Here is a 14621-nt window from a genome sequence, read left to right as displayed (position 1 = left end):
GCGCGATAACCAGAAGAACTCACGCCCGCCAAGCTCAGCCGCGGCCCTGAAGGCCGACACCAGGGTCAAGGATGTCGACTACGCCCTGTTCTGGGACCAAGGCCATGCCGACAACGACGACGTGCAGGACCCACTCCGTGGTATCAACCAGCGGCTGGCCGCCGGCAACTGAACCCGGCACCGCCAGCGCACACTCAAGGCTGCAAGGTCAAGTTCAGCGTGTTGACGCTGTTCGGCGTCGACAACTGAACCACCCCTGCGGGGCTTTGCGTGGTATAGCCCACCGCACTGCCCAACACGGTGTAAGCCCCGGCCGCCGCGTTGTCTGGGCTGAAGTTCAGGGCTGCGCCTGCGTTGTAACTGGCGCGCAACGGGGCTGCCAGCGACAGACTCAAACTGTAGCCAGCACTGACCGGGTCCACCGCGGTCCAGGCCACATCAACAGCAGGCCCGCCGCTCAAGGTTTGCCGTGCGCTCACCCAAGCATCGGTCAGCACCGCCCCCAGGCTCGAGGTGACCGATCCGCTCACCGTCGCGACCGAAGACGCAGGCACGCTGATCGGATTGGCCGCCGGATTGATCGCGGTCACGCCAGCCGCCAACGACACAGGGACGCCAGTCACAGCCGCCGTGGTGAGGTTCTGCCCCGCCACCACCACGGTGTAGGCGGTGTTCTCAGGCAGGTAGGCCAACATAAAGCGGCCCGTGACAGGATCGGGAGCGACAGCCCGCAAATGGTTGTCTGGATCGCGCGTTGACACGGTCACGCTGGCGGCCTGCGCCGGACTCACGTACCCCACGATGGCGGTGGTCAGTCGCTTGATGACCGCCACCACAGGCTTGAGGTTGTAACGCCCCGAATTGCCAGCCTGGACGATCGAATGACAGGCATCGAAGTCGAGCACCATGTCGGCCAACTGGCCGCCAGTCACCTCAAAATTGGCTTGAAGCTTGTAGCCGCTCTGCTGCCCGCTGGGCGTGCTCAAGGCAATTTCGGTGCTGCTGCCTGACAGCACCAACGCATTGGCCAGCGGGTTGCCCGAAGTCGGATTGGCCGGGTTGTCGGCCAGCACCAGCCGAACCTGCTGATAACGGCCGGCTGGCAATGGCATCGAACCCAGCTCCTGCAGAACCCCGTTGTTCAGCTGAAGCAGATCCAGGCGCTGCGCGGGGATCACCATCTCACTCCAACCGGCGTCGCTGTCAGATGCCGTGGCGCTCTGGTGAACACGAATCTTGGTGACGGTCACATACACATGGTCGTAACCGCAACTGGGCGCATCCGTCATGGCCAGCTTGAGCGTGCCCACGCTACTGCCATCGCTGCCCCCACCGCCACCGCAAGCGGACAGAGTCAGTGCCGCCAGACCAACAGCGGTCAGTCCGAGCATTCGAGAGGAGAAATTAAAAGTGTGGGGGGTGTCCATGACTGCCTCTGTAGTTATGACGAGTGGTCAAATTTGAGGCAATGAGGCAGATGGCCGGGTTACATAAAGTAAATATGCAGCCGTTCACCGATGTGACATAGTAAGAAGATTACAAATAGACACCTTCCGGCGTGCCAAGCCCGCCGGGGGCACCGCTAGGCCAGAGCCACCCCGCGCCACGGCGCCCCAACCCCTACCCTGGGCCCATGACGGGTTGCACCACCTTGCTGAGGCCAGTAAGAGACGCCCGCAGTCGCCTTCGCCAAAGTCCTCCAACCGCCCACGACATCGGCTATCGCATGGCACTGAAAAGAAAAAGCTGCGCTATCTTTACGATAGCGCAGCTTCCTTAGGCAGCTTGGTAGGGCGTGAGGGACTTGAACCCGCGACCAAAGGATTATGAGTCCTGCTATACCTGTGTTGATAGGCATTCCAATGGATTGATGATATCAATATAAATCAACAACTTACAAACCACATCTAATTCAAAACACGAAATTTATGTTGATCGATATTCCGCAAAATTGCTGTATTCTGGCTACACAGTGGCTACACGGAACGCCGTGTAGCCAAACACAGCAGGAATCATCAACATGGCTCGCCCTAGAAACAATGAAGCACTCGACCTGAGCAAGCGCATCAATCTCACAGTAGGTGTCATCGAGCGACTCACTTGCCGAACAGACCAAAAAGCACAGGCCTTCCTACGCGACTCAGAGGTACCGGGCTTGAGGGTCAGGGTCACCAACACCGGTGCCAAATCTTTCGTCTTCGAAGCCAAACTCGACCGCCAGACCATCCGTCGAACGATCGGCGACGTGAAGACATGGACCATCGATCAGGCACGGGCCGAGGCACGCCGTCTGGCGGTCACACTGGACAACGGCGATGACCCGCGAGAACTTGCTCGTCAACGCGAGGCAGAGAGGGCCAAGCAAAAGGCAGCAGCAGTAACCCTTGCGACCACCGCGCAAGAAGCCTGGACGGCCTACATCGAGGAGCGCAGTCCGCTCTGGGGAGAACACCATCGCAACGATCACCAACGGCTGAGCAAAGCAGGCGGCATCGCAGCATCGCGCGGCACCCGCGGCAAAGGCATTACCCAACCAGGCCCTTTGTTTGATCTCTTGGCTCGCCCACTCAGAACCCTGGACAGCGCGACCATCGAGAACTGGGCCAAAAGTGAAGCAACGACTCGCCCCACAACAGCTCGGTTGGCATGGCGTCTTCTAAGAGCCTTTCTCGCTTGGTGCGCCGAACACCCAGAGTTCTCCACTCTGGTCTCGGAACGCAATCCAGCAAAGACAAAGAAGGCAAGGGAGGCACTCGGCAAACCTGGCGTCAAACAGGATGCGCTCTTACGCGAACAACTGCCGGCGTGGTTCGAAGCTGTCCGAGGGATGAGTGGAGCAGCACCAGCGGCTTACCTACAAACCATGCTGTTGACAGGCGCTCGTCCAGGTGAAATTCGGTCACTGCAATGGAGAGATCTCGACGCCAAGTGGAACAGCCTGACGATCCGTGACAAGGTGGAGGGGGAACGAGTGATACCTCTGACGCCGTATGTCCGAACCCTTTTGGAGGCCCTTCCACGCCGGAATGACTTCGTTTTCGCCAGCGGCAGAGTGGATGGAATCCCGATGTCCGAACCAAGCAACGCACATGACAAAGTCTGTGCAGCCGCAGGTATCGAGGGTTTGACTTTGCATGGCCTTCGCCGCTCTTTCAAATCTCTCACCGAGTGGCTCGATATCCCTGCGGGAGTTGTCGCCCAGATCATGGGGCACAAGCCAAGTGCGACAGCTGAGAAGCACTACACGGTGCGGCCACTCGATTTGTTGCGAGTTCATCACGAGCGCATCGAATCGTGGATTCTTGAGCAAGGCAACATGAAGTCGAAAGATCCGGCGTAATGCAGCGCCCCGGGCCATAGTGCATATTCGGTCCTACCCAACCATCTGCTCTGATCCAAACCTGCCACCGATTCCGAGTGGAGCCAGGCCAGCGGTTCCGATTCGATCCAACCACTTCGGTGGCCTGCATACCACTGAGGCACCGACTGATACGATGTCTGAGAACGGCCGAGGCTGTGTGAAAACGCGACTCAAGCCCTCGATTTGTCGGCTTGTTCAAAAATCGACCGCATAGAACGGCCTACAACGCCCGATCTCAATGCAGGCAAGGGTTCAAGCACCCCCGAAAAAGTCATGCATCAGCGTTTTCACACAGCCTCGGCCAACTCCGGACATTCGAAGCCTGGCTCCAATTGCGCCAGAAGCTGACGCTCGTGAGCTTTCTTCAAAATCCGCTTGCCCCGACCCTTGCGGCCGCCTTTATAAAAAACATCTTTCGAAATGCAGAAAGGTGGATTTGTGAATAGTCGAATGCGATTCCTGAGCCCTTCAAGCGCAGCCAGACGGCTCGGCGTTTCCGTGAAGGCACTGCGTATCTACGAGCAGCGTGGTCTGATGACGCCGGCGCGCTCTGAGGCTGGTTGGCGGTCTTACGGCCCAGCGGAGATGCAGCGTGCAGGCGAAATTGTGGCCCTGCGTGCGCTGGGCCTGAGCATTGCGCAAGTTGCAAGTGTCTTGGAAGGCGAGTCCGAGGGACTTGAACCTGCCTTGGCCTTACATCAGGCCGCGCTCGAAGGCGACGCGCGTCGACTTGCCAACACCATCGAACGCGTTCGTGGTCTGCGAGCCAAATTGGACAGCGGGCAGAGGCCCACCATCTCAGAGTTGACCCGCTTGCAGCCTTCGACCAGTGGGCTGAGCGTCGAATTTGAACTCCCCTGGCCCTGGGGTGGAGAGCTTTTCCAGTTGAACGACATCCCTCCACTGAACTACATCGTGGGTCCGTTAGGAAGCGGAAAAACGCGATTGGCCATGCGCCTAGCCCAGGCGCAACCGTCGGCGGTATTCCTGGGCCTAGAGCGGGTCACGACAGCCGATGCGAAGGGGAGTCTAGCTGCCGACCCGGATCTAAGACTGCGCGTCAACCGCGCGATTGATTGGCTGGTTGAAGACGGCGCAGTTGTCTCCGAGGCTCTAACCGCTTTGCTGGTCGGCCTTGAGGTCGAAGGCCCGACCATTCTGGTCGTCGACATGGTTGAGCACGGACTTGATACACCCACTCAACAGGCGCTGTCTGCCCATTTGCGTCGCCGCATGTCCGTGGAACGTCCACTCTTTTTGATGACACGCTCCTCTGTCATTCTAGATTTGGCTTCTGTTGGCAAGGGAGAGTCCATTATTCTTTGTCCAGCGAATCACAGCCCGCCCATTCGCGTGTCGCCCTATCCAGGTGCTGCCGGCTATGAAGCCGTCGCAACCTGTTTGGCAGCGCCTGAGGTGCGCGCACGAACGGAAGGCGTCATTGCATGGCGGCCTCAGGGGCGTCAACATGATTTTGGGGAAGGGCACCTTGCAGTTCGTTGCTAGCCGACTTTGCCGCGTGGAGTCATGTGCGTATCCGGCAGAATTCGGCCAGAAGCTGCCTGTCACAACCAGCGGCTTTTGAGCGAAGTTGATTTGTGTACGATGGCCTGAATTCCTGCAGATGATGCGTATTTCAGCGATCGTGGACGCCGGATTCAGGCTGATCGTCGACGGCAAATCAGTGTTGCCGTGGCGGCGCTGAAGAAGCGCGCAGGAACTGGTGTAACTGTAGCTCAATCGTTCACGATCAGCCTGAAATGGCCTGTCGTGGTGTAGGCACGCAAGAATGGTTTGATCCCGAGTTCATGTCTTCAACTCTCAGGCCTCGACCAACGCGGCGCGGGCAACCTCGTCGGCCGTCTCTCTCATGGACTTGGTGGCTTTGAGTGGGATCTTGTAGCTGCTGTGCACAACTCGGTCCAGGATGGCGTCGGCAAGTGTCGGGTCGTTGAGGTAGGTGTGCCAATCCTTGACCGGCAACTGGCCGGTGATCAGCGTGGAGCGCGTGCCGATGCGGTCATCCAGCAGTTCGAGCAGGTCATTGCGTTCAGGCGCTCCCATAGGCGAGATGGCAAAGTCGTCAATGACCAGAAGATCCAGCCGGGCCAACTGTGTCAGGCGCCGGGCGAAGCTGCCGTCGCCATGCGCCACCTGCAATTCGTCGAACAACCTGGCCGCCCGGACGTACTGCACTGAGAAGCCGCTGGCGTGCGGCCTGATGTGCCAGGGCGCACGCAAGCCAGGTTTTGCCGCTGCCTGTGGCACCGGTGATGAGCAGATTGCGCGCATGGCGCAGCCAGTCGCCACCAGCCAATGCGGTGATCAGGCCGCGGTCCAGTCCGCGGCTGGCACGCCAGTTGATCTCTTCGATGCAAGCTGTGCTCACGCGTGTCGGCTCGCAGCTTGCTCGCGCTTCACATCATTCATCCACATTCACATTCATTCCCCAGCTGAATGGGTGGACACTTCACGGAGCCATAGCTGCAAAACACGCAACAGTCTCCCGCCAGAGGCCGCAGGATCGCATGGCATCCGCTGCACTCGTGGAAGAACAGGCAGGAGTCGTTCGGCATCTCAAGCTTTTCCGTGTGGCCGCACTGCGGGCAGGCAAGCGTCGATTGGGATTGGATCGGGACAGCAGCAGGGAGATTCGAGCTGGCCATGGGGTGAGTTCAGTTTGGCTTGAGGCAATGGCAATAGATGAAGTGCTGGACCGTTCCCCAAGGCGTTTTATGCTCATCACTTGCGCGCTCTATCAGCTCGAAGGCGGGCCCGAATTCGCCGTGCAATTGGGTGTGGCTATACCGCGCAACCGGAAGGCCGCTGCACTGCTCGGGGCCATCGGGCGAGAAGGTCGCAACGATCACATGGCCGCCCGGCCTCACAGACTTCATGACCTGCCGAACGTAGGCCAGACGGTCGGCTGGAGCAGTCAGGAAATGGAAGACCGCCCGGTCGTGCCAGATATCGAAACCTTGCGAGGGTAGTTCAACCTGTCGGACGTCGCCCACGATCCACTGGACGCCATCGCCATTTGCTCCGAGCCGATCCTTGGCCACGGCGAGCGCGCTCGTCGAAAGGTCGAGGACAGAGATGTTCTTGAAGCCATCGGCCAGCAGATCATCCACCAAGGTGGACGCTCCACCTCCGACATCAATGATCCGCGCGTCGGGCTGTGCGCTGATCGAGCGGATGATTGCGAGTGATCTCTCCGCATGCTCCTGAAACCAGCTCACTTGGCTGGCCGATTTGGTTTGGTAGACCTTTTCCCAATGTTCTTGTCCGCTCATGGATGCTCCTGGCGCGGGTTTCATGCGGGACCTGCGTATTCCCCACGCGCAGGATAATCCCTGGCGATCGCGAAGTCGATGGCGCCCAGCAAGTCCTGGAACTGGGGGCGAGCGAAGGGCATGGTTTGCGTGGATCCGTAGTAGAGCGTCCCGTCAGGTTTGACCAGGAAGACTCCCGGCTCGCTGAACAAGGCCGGCTCCTCGATGCCAATGGAGGTGGCTCCGCGACCCTCGCTGATGTAGAGGCCCCATTGGCGGGCAGTTTGTAGAGGAAGACCAAAACCGAATTGAACAAGGTTCGCACCGACTTTTTCCGCCATGGCTTTGGCCCTGGACTCATCGTCGCTGCTGATGGCCATGATCTCCACCCCGCGCTTGTGCAACTCAGGCGCCAGGCGCTCAAGCTCCAGCAGGTATTTCGCGCAAATGGGGCAATGCAGCCCGCGATAGAACACGATCAGATCGAACCGACTTGCGGGCCGCTCTCCTAGGACGAACCGACCTCCTTGGACTGAGGAAACTTCAAGGCCTGGCACGGTTTGGCGAGGCATCAATGGCTGGGGTGTCATGTCAGATCTTTCATTGAATGGGAAGCGTTGATGGGAATGAGCAGGGGTGATGCGGCCAGCCTTTGCATCATTGCCCCGCCAAAAGGCAGGAAAGCTTTCTCTCGGTCTGCCCCCCGAGCAAAACTTCGCGGATTGAGCCTCCTTCGACCAAGATGAAGCTGGGCGTCCCAGCGATTCCGAATTTCCGGGCGAGTTCGATGTTCTGGCCTACATCGACCGGGATCAGGTTGCGATGCGACTGGCGCAGCTTCTCTACCAATGGCTTGATTGCCCGGCACGGCCCGCAGCTTGCCGAGTAGAAGTAATAAAGGCGACGGGTATCGGAGGCGGCAGGGCCGTCGATTGACGAGGTGTCAGGCGCGGGATGTCCCACGCTGCGCTTGGCCCGAAGCCACATGAGAAATTGCATGCCGACGATCAATGCGATCAGGCCTCCAGCGACGACACCCATCCAGTTCATGAGGCCCTCTTGGCATCTTGCTTTGTTTGTCCCGTCTCGCTCGAATCGGAGCTTAGGAGATATTCGCGCACCAACTCGCGTGCGCGGTGCAGCCGGCTTTTGATGGCCGGCGCGTTCTCACCCAGGCGCTCGGCGATTTCGACAATGGTGAGCTCCTCGAAGTCGCGCAGCAGCACCACTTCCAGGTAATGCGCCGGCAAGGACTCCAGGGCATTGGCTAGATCAATCCGTAAAGCCAGATCCGAGCGGCAGGCGAGCTGTTGCTCGGCGACATCTTCTTCAAGGGGCTCATGCTTGAACATCAAGCGTTCAAGCTTGCGGCATTCCCTTTTGATCACGACGAACAGCCAAGAGGAAAAGGCTGCAGCGGCTTTGAGCCCCGTGACCTTGCGCGAAAGTGTCAGCAGCGACTCCTGAACCGCATCGTCCACATCGCTGGCGTGGCAATGTCGGCGGGCATACCGACGGGCGTCGGCCTGGCAGACCGTCAACAGTTGGCTGATGGCCGCAGGATCGCCCGTCTGGGCGGCCAGGATGAGGTTGGAATGGTCTGCCATCGCTTTCATGTTCAATGCGCCCGATCAAGCTTGCGGCCGACCATCGCGCACATGGGACAAAAGCCGACCAGACCGGTCATGGACAGAATGGCGCCCATGACGCCTGCACCCATGGCCAAGGGCGAGCCCCAGCTCACGGCGGCGAAGGCCAGGGCCATCACGCCCATGATGATTCGAGCGATGCGTTCCCAGGCTGGGACATTTTTTGTGTAGAACATGGCAATCTCCTTTGGATGTTGAGTTGAGGACCGTCCTCCCTTGCTAAGAGGGAGCCTCAAGACAAAACGATTCGCGGGAGCTTGCATTTATTTGCCGTGAGTCTGGTGATTGGTGCTCAATTGGCCCCGGCGAGCTGGCCATCAAGGATGAAGATGCGGTCCGTGGGGTTGGCCGACTTGATGTGCAGGGTGCCAGCGCCTTTCAGGCCCTTGAAGGATCCCGTGCCGGATACGACTTCCCAGAAGCCGTTGTCGTTGAGCTCCGACTTGCCGTCCTTGCCGGGTAGGAATACCGCGCGAACTGTCCACTTGATGTAGGCGATGTTGCCCTCGCCCTTGGTGGCGACGAGGTAGCCGCTGGGGTCGCCTGCCACGCCTGGGACGATGTCATGGCGACCGTATTCGACGATCTGAGCGCCATCCAGCAAGCCCGTGCCAGCGGCCACACCCTCGCGGCGAACCATCAGCACGAAATGCCCAGATCCGTCCTTGAAATCGAGCTTGATCTGCTCCTTGGGGACCATGGTGGCCTGCACGTTGAGCGGATCGGCCATGGCGGCGGAGCCCAAAAGCATGGATGCGGCAATCGCTAACGCAGCTGAAATGAGAGTGGGGCGAAATGGCGTTTTGGACATGGCTTTTCCTGAGTTGATGAATGCAGGTAACAGGTGGTTGAGTTTGAAGTCAAGGATTTTTGGGGCCGCCGGCAGGTGTTCCCATGTCGCGGACGGCTTGGGCAAGCTGCTCGAATCCATCGAAGACGAAATTGCAATCAGGGTGGGGTGTCGGGTCGGGAGGCGACTCGCATCCCCATTCATTCGGCCTGCGAACAAAGGCCGTTTTGAATCCGCAAGCGCGAGCGGCGTTGAGGTCGAAGTTGTGGCAGGCGACCATCAAGATTTCGCCTGGCTCCATGGCGAGCCACTTCGCCACTTGGTGGTAGGCCCGCAGGTCTGGCTTGTAATAGCCGATTTCCTCGCAGGAGACGACTGCATCCCAAGTGAATCCGTTGAGCCGGGAGACGTCCACAACCAGCGACAGTGGCAGCATGGTGAACGAGATGGCGGGGATGCGCTCCCTGATGTACCGCAGGGGAGCTGCGAAGTCAGGCCATGCCGGCAGTCTGTGCCAAGCGCTCGATATGTGCGCTCGATCTTCCGATGTGAAAACGGCCAGGTCGTTGGCTTGGCAAATGTCGTCGAGCGCTTGGCGATGGATGTCGTCCATGTTGAAGGCAGGTTGGCTTTGGCCGACGATGCCCTTCATCGAAAGGCGCCGGTATTGGTTGGTGAGCAGCCCCCAATCCTTCTGGATTCCATGCGCCTTGCCGATGTCAGCGAAGGCGTTCCGAATGCCCGTGTGCCAATCCAATATGGTTCCGCCTGTGTCGAAAGTCGCTGCTTTGATACGCATGGAAGCTCCGTCATGGGTTGCTAAAACCGCGTGGTCAGCTGGGTCAGCCAGGTGGGTGAGTGGTCGACCAGCCAAGACTCGATCGGCTTGTCCGCGCCAGACAGGATCATGGCCGCCAACGCGATCATGACTGCACCCATCAGGATCTTGCCGGTTTTGCCAGCCTGCATGAGTTTGCCGCGCATTTTCATCATGGCTCCGCGGCCCACGTAGGCGAGTGCCACAACGGGGAGGGCGGCTCCGATCCCGAAAATGCCCATGAGCAAGGCCACTTGGGGAAGTTGTGAGCCTTGGCTCGCCAGCACCACGGCGGCTCCCAGCGTTGGGCCCACGCAGGGGCTCCACACCACGCCGAGAATCAGGCCGATGGCGAACTGCCCCCATAGGCCGTCGAGGTTCATGCGCGAGATAAGGTTGTTACCCGCATCGCCGATGCCGGAGATGGCCGAGGCGAAGCGCTGTTGAAGGCTCGTCGACATCAGCACCAAGCCCAACAGCCCAAGGATGGTGGCGCCTACCACTCGAAAGATGGAAGGGTCGAGGTCCAATGCGGAGCCCGCCCAGGCGAGTCCGGTGCCGATGATGGCATAAGAGATGGCAAGGCCTCCGGCCAGGGCCAGCGGCGCACGAGGGTGCGCGTTGGTGGCGGTCCCGAGCAGGATAGGGATGATAGGCAGCACGCAAGGCGAGAGCGTGGAGAGCACTCCCGCCAGGAAGCCGAAGCCATAGGAGCCGAGTCCGAAATCCATTACTGGACCGTCTTCTTGACCAGGCCTTCCAAGCCGTCGGGGGTGGTGTCGCCCGTGGAGCGGCCCACTTCCTTGCCGCCCTTGAAGGCAACCAAGGTGCTCTGCATGGAGACTTTGAATTTCTTGAGCGTGAGTTTGGCGGAGTCGAAGTCGACCGTCAGCAGGGTCACGTCCTTGTAGGCGGGCTGGCTCATAAGGCCGTCGATGATCGGCTTTTGGGCCTTGCAAGTCGGGCACCAGGTTGCACTGACGTCGACCACGACTGCTTTGCCATCGGCTGCGAGCTTGTCGAACTCGGCCTGGGTGTAGGGCTTGATCTCACCGGCCATCGCGATGGCCGCGGCGGTGGAGAGTGCGAAGAGGATGGCAGATTTTGCGAGGTTCATGAGAATCTCCGAGGGGTGGGTTAATGGGCGGGTTTGAAGGATTTTTGAAGCGAGGCGGTGTAGGCGGTCAAGGCGGCCAGCTCCTTGGAGTCCCAGGGCAGCGGCTTGGCGGCCATGGGCATGACCATGCAGCCTTGAATCATTTCGTCGAGATGGACCGTCTTGCGTCCTAGTTTGTCCTTGGCCATCGCGACGGTGTGGGGGTAGGGCTTTGCGAAACTGGCTTGGAACGCTCCATGGTCCGCATGGCAACTCGCGCAGCTCAGGCCGTTGGTGGAGAGCTTGGTGTCGTTGAAAAGCTTCTCGCCTAGGGCCACATCTCCGACCAGTGGCTTGTAACCACTAGGCCTGGTGATCGCCGCGCCCGGGTCGCCGGCAGCAATGGCGCCCGTGGCTCCCACGAAGGCGAGTATTGCTGGGGCGAGGGTCTTTGAGAGAGTGGCCACGACGTTCCTTCGGTTGTTTGGAAGTAAGAGGGGGCGTCAGGCCAAAAGGATTCGCGACGAGTGGAATATTTTTATAAGTTCGTCGCTCACCACGTCGGTTCCTTACAAATTTGTGCTGGCCGATCACCACTTTTAGACATCGCGCCCGGTTTGCAAATATTTATTGAGCTCCGCGAACCCAAACGTGATGTCGGCTCCTCTTAGCTTCCGAGGATCGTCCTCGACAGACCTACTAACCCAAGGAATCGACATGAAGACCAGTTTCAAACTCGCATCCCTGGCGGCCTTGACCGCCGCGACCCTGGCCTTGCCTGCCGCCGCTCAAGATATGAAGGACGGAGCCAAGTGCGCGCCCAAGATGTCGAAGTGTTGCGCCAAGTGCGCCGGCAAATGCTGCGCCAAGCCCATGATGAAATGCGCCGCCAAGAAGTGCGCGGCCAAATGCGGCGCGAAGTGTGGCGCCAAGTGCGGAGCGAAATGCGCTCCCAAATGCGGGGCAAAGTGCGCGCCTAAGAACTGAGCGCTGTGAGGGCGAGCCCGCGCATTCGTCGTTCCGCTTCGGCGGAGGAGGCGGGCTCGCGCCTTCTTGATGCCTACGCCGCGCTCGGCGAGCGTGGTGAGCATTTGTTTGCCGGCTTGCTCGGGGGCGCGCTTCCGAAGCAATGGGCGCACTACCCGGACGATGATGCGATCGACTCGGCTCGGTGCTACCAATGGTTCTATCACTCGCACAGCCCCGAGGACCGGCTCGACTCGGCCGAGCACGGACACATCCACTTGTTTGCGCGGCGACCGCTGTGGGGCCGCAGGCTGCGGTCCAAGTCGGAGAGGGATTTCGCCAAGCTTTGTGGCGATCCGAAGTCGGACGCCCACACGCGCCACTTGCTGGCCATCGGCTTCGACGCCAAGGGCCTGCCCATCTCGCTCTTCACGGTCAATAGTTGGGTTACGGGCGACCTGATGCTGGGGGCGGACCTGACGATGGACCTGCTCGAAAACATGGAGCTTGACACGGGGTATCCTGAGGTCGACGCCGTGGTCGAGTCGACCGTTCGAATGTGCATACCCGAACTTCGCGAATTGATGGCTACCCGCGACAGGTCCCTGGCCGCCCATGCCGGGCGAGACAAGCTCGGCAATTCTTCGTTGGAGCTGCTCTCCGAAAGCTCGATAGATTTGGATGCGAAGTTGATGGTCTAGCGTGATTGGTACATGCAACGCTAGTACGGCATCAGGTAGCAACGCGTGTACGGCTGCGTTAATGGCAAGAGGGGGGCGTCTCACATTGAATGACAACTGGCCAGCGTTGCATGAGTATTCCGATGTAGTCAACCGCTGATTACGATTCAAACCCACCTGCCAGTCCAAATCAAACCTGCCATCGATTCCGATTCAAACCAGGCCACTCGTTCCGACTTATGTCCACCATGTTGACATCCCCCGTGTTGAGTTCGCCAGGAAATCAACAGGCAGAGGATCCGCCCGTGCGGTCGTCGTTGCAGCCATGTGCGGCCATGAACATGGCAACGGCTGACTGGCAATAGGACTCGATTTCGCTATCGTCCCCTGCTCTCGCCTCGTCGAAGCGCGCAATGAGCAGAAGATCGGATCCTTTGAAAAGAGCTGAGAACAAGCGGGCGGACAAGCGAACGTCTGGCACGTCAAGAATCTTCTTCGCGTGCAACTGACTCAGCAGTGTCTCGATCAGTGCGATGACGTGGGCAGGCCCGGCTTCGAAATGAAGCTTGCACAACGCTTTTTGATTCGTCTTGTCAGCCAAGACCATAGCTTCGACGCTGCGGACGTTCGGGCTCAACAACGTACGAAGCAGAGACGATCCCACTGCCATAAGCAAATTTTCGGCTGAACCATCGATTCCTTCTAAAAGGGTCTGTGGTGCAAACGGATGACAGTGGGCCACCATGGCCGCGCTGAACAGCGTCTCCTTGTTCTCGAAGTGCCGATAGATGCTTAGCTTGGAAATCTTCGCCCGCTGAGCGACTTTGTCCATGGTCGTCGCTTGAAAACCCAATTCCACAAAGAGTTCGTAGGCGGTGTTGACGATTGTTTGGCGAAGCGCCTCGTTGACGGGGCGGCCACGCCGTCCCTTGGTGTCTTTGGTCATGATAATTACGGTACTTGACAGTACCTAATTTGCAGATATACGATACCCAATAGTATCTCAAATCTGCAAACTAGCCCCACTTCAACCGCCCCCTCCATACACAACAAGGAGCTCATCACCATGAATGACGTCATCATCATCGGAGGCAGCTTTGCCGGTCTCGCTGCTGCCTTACAACTGGGTCGTGCTCGCCGCAAGGTTATCGTTCTCGATACAAGCCGCCCACGTAACCGCTTCGCAGGCCACTCGCATGGCGTGCTAGGGCACGATCACAAACCACCGCAGGACATCCTGGCCGAGGCGCGACAGCAGTTGGCGCGCTATCCCTCGATCACCCTGGTCAATGCCCGGGCCGAGAGCGTGTCTGGCGCAATCGACGACTTCTCTGTCGTCACGGACGACAATGAATCCCTGAAGGCGCGTCGTCTGATCCTGAGCTATGGAGTCGTCGATCAGATGCCAGATGTCCCAGGCTTTGCCGAATGTTGGGGCTCGTCCATCGTGCCCTGCCCCTATTGCGATGGCTTTGAAGTCGCCGACCAGCATTGGGGCGTTTTCTGGTCTGGCCCGCAGTCACATCAGTCCGTCAGGCTGTTCCGTGATTGGACGGATAAGTTGACTGTTTTTGCCAATGGCCATGACATTGCGCCCGAACTCCGGGCCGATCTGGCGGGCCGCAACATCCTCATCGTCGACGGCCGGATCATCGAGATTGCCCATACCGAGGGCCACATCTCCACCGTCAACCTGGATACAGGCAGCAATGTCGCGGTCGACGTGCTGTTCGCTCAACCGCGCAACAAGCCTTCCGCAAGTCTGCATGAGTCACTGGGGCTTGCCACTGTGGAGACGCCTGTGGGCATCGCCATCAAGGTCGACGAGCGCCGACAAACCAGCATGCCCGGCATCTACGCAGCAGGTGACCTTGCCACGCCTTTCCTGCCCTCGGTCACCCAGTCGTCATGGCAGGGCGCGATGGCAGGTATCTTTGCCCAGCAATCGATGCTGGCTTGAGAGTAAGCAGCATCAATCACGATAGTTTCA

18 protein-coding genes and 1 pseudogene are annotated in these 14621 nt (G+C 59.3%); 5 read left to right on the top strand and 14 right to left on the bottom strand.

Features of this window, described 5'->3' with window-relative positions; all coding sequences use genetic code 11:
* Nucleotides 1–194: 194 nt before the first annotated feature.
* Complete coding sequence (locus AC07VS_RS01630; protein WP_494750050.1) at nucleotides 195–1427, bottom strand: DUF4382 domain-containing protein; 1233 nt, start codon at nucleotides 1425–1427, stop codon at nucleotides 195–197.
* Between the two features lie 593 nt (nucleotides 1428–2020).
* Between AC07VS_RS01630 and AC07VS_RS01625 the strand changes: the two genes are divergently transcribed.
* On the top strand, nucleotides 2021–3340 hold the full coding sequence (locus AC07VS_RS01625; protein WP_494750049.1) for a tyrosine-type recombinase/integrase: 1320 nt from the start codon (nucleotides 2021–2023) through the stop codon (nucleotides 3338–3340).
* A 471-nt stretch (nucleotides 3341–3811) separates the two neighbouring features.
* The gene (locus AC07VS_RS01620) at nucleotides 3812–4867 is read left to right on the top strand and encodes a MerR family transcriptional regulator (RefSeq protein ID WP_494750048.1); all 1056 of its coding nucleotides are present in this window, start codon (nucleotides 3812–3814) and stop codon (nucleotides 4865–4867) included.
* A gap of 315 nt (nucleotides 4868–5182) precedes the next feature.
* On the opposite strand, the pseudogene AC07VS_RS01615 reads toward AC07VS_RS01620, so the two are convergent.
* The 12 genes and pseudogenes from AC07VS_RS01615 to AC07VS_RS01560 all read right to left on the bottom strand — a co-directional run.
* Nucleotides 5183–5753: pseudogene (locus tag AC07VS_RS01615) on the bottom strand (ATP-binding protein); the annotation flags it as partial.
* Between the two features lie 34 nt (nucleotides 5754–5787).
* Nucleotides 5788–6027, bottom strand: a complete 240-nt coding sequence (locus tag AC07VS_RS01610) for a GDCCVxC domain-containing (seleno)protein (RefSeq protein ID WP_494750047.1) — start codon at nucleotides 6025–6027, stop codon at nucleotides 5788–5790.
* A 9-nt stretch (nucleotides 6028–6036) separates the two neighbouring features.
* Nucleotides 6037–6654, bottom strand: coding sequence for a class I SAM-dependent methyltransferase (locus AC07VS_RS01605; protein WP_494750046.1), 618 nt, complete (start codon nucleotides 6652–6654; stop codon nucleotides 6037–6039).
* Between the two features lie 20 nt (nucleotides 6655–6674).
* Nucleotides 6675–7223, bottom strand: coding sequence for a peroxiredoxin-like family protein (locus AC07VS_RS01600; RefSeq protein ID WP_494750045.1), 549 nt, complete (start codon nucleotides 7221–7223; stop codon nucleotides 6675–6677).
* Nucleotides 7224–7290: 67 nt separating this feature from the next.
* Entirely contained in the window at nucleotides 7291–7683 is a 393-nt protein-coding gene (locus AC07VS_RS01595) for a thioredoxin family protein (RefSeq protein WP_494750044.1), read from the bottom strand.
* A complete protein-coding gene (locus tag AC07VS_RS01590; RefSeq protein WP_494750043.1) occupies nucleotides 7680–8249 on the bottom strand; it encodes an RNA polymerase sigma factor in 570 nt (189 codons plus the stop codon). The genes AC07VS_RS01595 and AC07VS_RS01590 overlap by 4 nt, the downstream gene beginning before the upstream one ends.
* Nucleotides 8250–8251: 2 nt before the next feature.
* On the bottom strand, nucleotides 8252–8458 hold the full coding sequence (locus AC07VS_RS01585) for a YgaP family membrane protein (protein ID WP_494750042.1): 207 nt from the start codon (nucleotides 8456–8458) through the stop codon (nucleotides 8252–8254).
* 116 nt (nucleotides 8459–8574) lie between these two features.
* A complete protein-coding gene (locus AC07VS_RS01580; protein WP_494750041.1) occupies nucleotides 8575–9198 on the bottom strand; it encodes a hypothetical protein in 624 nt (207 codons plus the stop codon).
* Nucleotides 9143–9871 carry an HAD-IA family hydrolase gene (locus AC07VS_RS01575; protein ID WP_494750040.1) on the bottom strand — a complete coding sequence of 243 codons (729 nt, stop codon included), beginning with the start codon at nucleotides 9869–9871 and terminating at the stop codon, nucleotides 9143–9145. Before AC07VS_RS01575 ends, AC07VS_RS01580 begins: the two co-directional genes overlap by 56 nt.
* Before the next feature lie 20 nt (nucleotides 9872–9891).
* On the bottom strand, nucleotides 9892–10620 hold the full coding sequence (locus tag AC07VS_RS01570; RefSeq protein WP_494750039.1) for a cytochrome c biogenesis CcdA family protein: 729 nt from the start codon (nucleotides 10618–10620) through the stop codon (nucleotides 9892–9894).
* The gene (locus AC07VS_RS01565; protein ID WP_494750038.1) at nucleotides 10620–11006 is read right to left on the bottom strand and encodes a thioredoxin family protein; all 387 of its coding nucleotides are present in this window, start codon (nucleotides 11004–11006) and stop codon (nucleotides 10620–10622) included. The genes AC07VS_RS01570 and AC07VS_RS01565 overlap by 1 nt, the downstream gene beginning before the upstream one ends.
* 20 nt (nucleotides 11007–11026) lie before the next feature.
* On the bottom strand, nucleotides 11027–11452 hold the full coding sequence (locus tag AC07VS_RS01560; protein WP_494750037.1) for a c-type cytochrome: 426 nt from the start codon (nucleotides 11450–11452) through the stop codon (nucleotides 11027–11029).
* 250 nt (nucleotides 11453–11702) lie between these two features.
* Between AC07VS_RS01560 and AC07VS_RS01555 the strand changes: the two genes are divergently transcribed.
* A complete protein-coding gene (locus tag AC07VS_RS01555; protein ID WP_494750036.1) occupies nucleotides 11703–11972 on the top strand; it encodes a hypothetical protein in 270 nt (89 codons plus the stop codon).
* Between the two features lie 5 nt (nucleotides 11973–11977).
* A complete protein-coding gene (locus AC07VS_RS01550; protein WP_494750035.1) occupies nucleotides 11978–12652 on the top strand; it encodes a DUF6969 family protein in 675 nt (224 codons plus the stop codon).
* A 262-nt stretch (nucleotides 12653–12914) separates the two neighbouring features.
* Here AC07VS_RS01550 and AC07VS_RS01545 read toward each other — a convergent pair whose 3' ends face one another.
* Entirely contained in the window at nucleotides 12915–13577 is a 663-nt protein-coding gene (locus tag AC07VS_RS01545) for a TetR/AcrR family transcriptional regulator (protein ID WP_494750034.1), read from the bottom strand.
* A 120-nt stretch (nucleotides 13578–13697) separates the two neighbouring features.
* Here AC07VS_RS01545 and AC07VS_RS01540 point away from each other — a divergent pair, with 120 nt between their 5' ends.
* On the top strand, nucleotides 13698–14591 hold the full coding sequence (locus AC07VS_RS01540; protein WP_494750033.1) for an NAD(P)/FAD-dependent oxidoreductase: 894 nt from the start codon (nucleotides 13698–13700) through the stop codon (nucleotides 14589–14591).
* Nucleotides 14592–14621: the final 30 nt, after the last annotated feature.

The organism is Curvibacter sp. GW821-FHT01G03, from assembly GCF_059422285.1.
This window is presented reverse-complemented; position numbering and strand designations above follow the sequence as displayed.

Excerpts from the sequence above, each read along its gene's own strand:
- AC07VS_RS01585 (WP_494750042.1), bottom strand. The coding sequence starts at position 8,458 with ATGTTCTACACAAAAAATGTCCCAGCCTGGGAACGCATCGCTCGAATC.
- AC07VS_RS01540 (WP_494750033.1), top strand. The coding sequence starts at position 13,698 with ATGAATGACGTCATCATCATCGGAGGCAGCTTTGCCGGTCTCGCTGCT.
- AC07VS_RS01630 (WP_494750050.1), bottom strand. The coding sequence starts at position 1,427 with ATGGACACCCCCCACACTTTTAATTTCTCCTCTCGAATGCTCGGACTG.
- AC07VS_RS01625 (WP_494750049.1), top strand. The coding sequence starts at position 2,021 with ATGGCTCGCCCTAGAAACAATGAAGCACTCGACCTGAGCAAGCGCATC.
- AC07VS_RS01565 (WP_494750038.1), bottom strand. The coding sequence starts at position 11,006 with ATGAACCTCGCAAAATCTGCCATCCTCTTCGCACTCTCCACCGCCGCG.
- AC07VS_RS01570 (WP_494750039.1), bottom strand. The coding sequence starts at position 10,620 with ATGGATTTCGGACTCGGCTCCTATGGCTTCGGCTTCCTGGCGGGAGTG.
- AC07VS_RS01555 (WP_494750036.1), top strand. The coding sequence starts at position 11,703 with ATGAAGACCAGTTTCAAACTCGCATCCCTGGCGGCCTTGACCGCCGCG.
- AC07VS_RS01595 (WP_494750044.1), bottom strand. The coding sequence starts at position 7,683 with ATGAACTGGATGGGTGTCGTCGCTGGAGGCCTGATCGCATTGATCGTC.
- AC07VS_RS01590 (WP_494750043.1), bottom strand. The coding sequence starts at position 8,249 with ATGAAAGCGATGGCAGACCATTCCAACCTCATCCTGGCCGCCCAGACG.
- AC07VS_RS01545 (WP_494750034.1), bottom strand. The coding sequence starts at position 13,577 with ATGACCAAAGACACCAAGGGACGGCGTGGCCGCCCCGTCAACGAGGCG.
- AC07VS_RS01605 (WP_494750046.1), bottom strand. The coding sequence starts at position 6,654 with ATGAGCGGACAAGAACATTGGGAAAAGGTCTACCAAACCAAATCGGCC.
- AC07VS_RS01610 (WP_494750047.1), bottom strand. The coding sequence starts at position 6,027 with ATGGCCAGCTCGAATCTCCCTGCTGCTGTCCCGATCCAATCCCAATCG.
- AC07VS_RS01600 (WP_494750045.1), bottom strand. The coding sequence starts at position 7,223 with ATGACACCCCAGCCATTGATGCCTCGCCAAACCGTGCCAGGCCTTGAA.
- AC07VS_RS01575 (WP_494750040.1), bottom strand. The coding sequence starts at position 9,871 with ATGCGTATCAAAGCAGCGACTTTCGACACAGGCGGAACCATATTGGAT.
- AC07VS_RS01620 (WP_494750048.1), top strand. The coding sequence starts at position 3,812 with ATGCGATTCCTGAGCCCTTCAAGCGCAGCCAGACGGCTCGGCGTTTCC.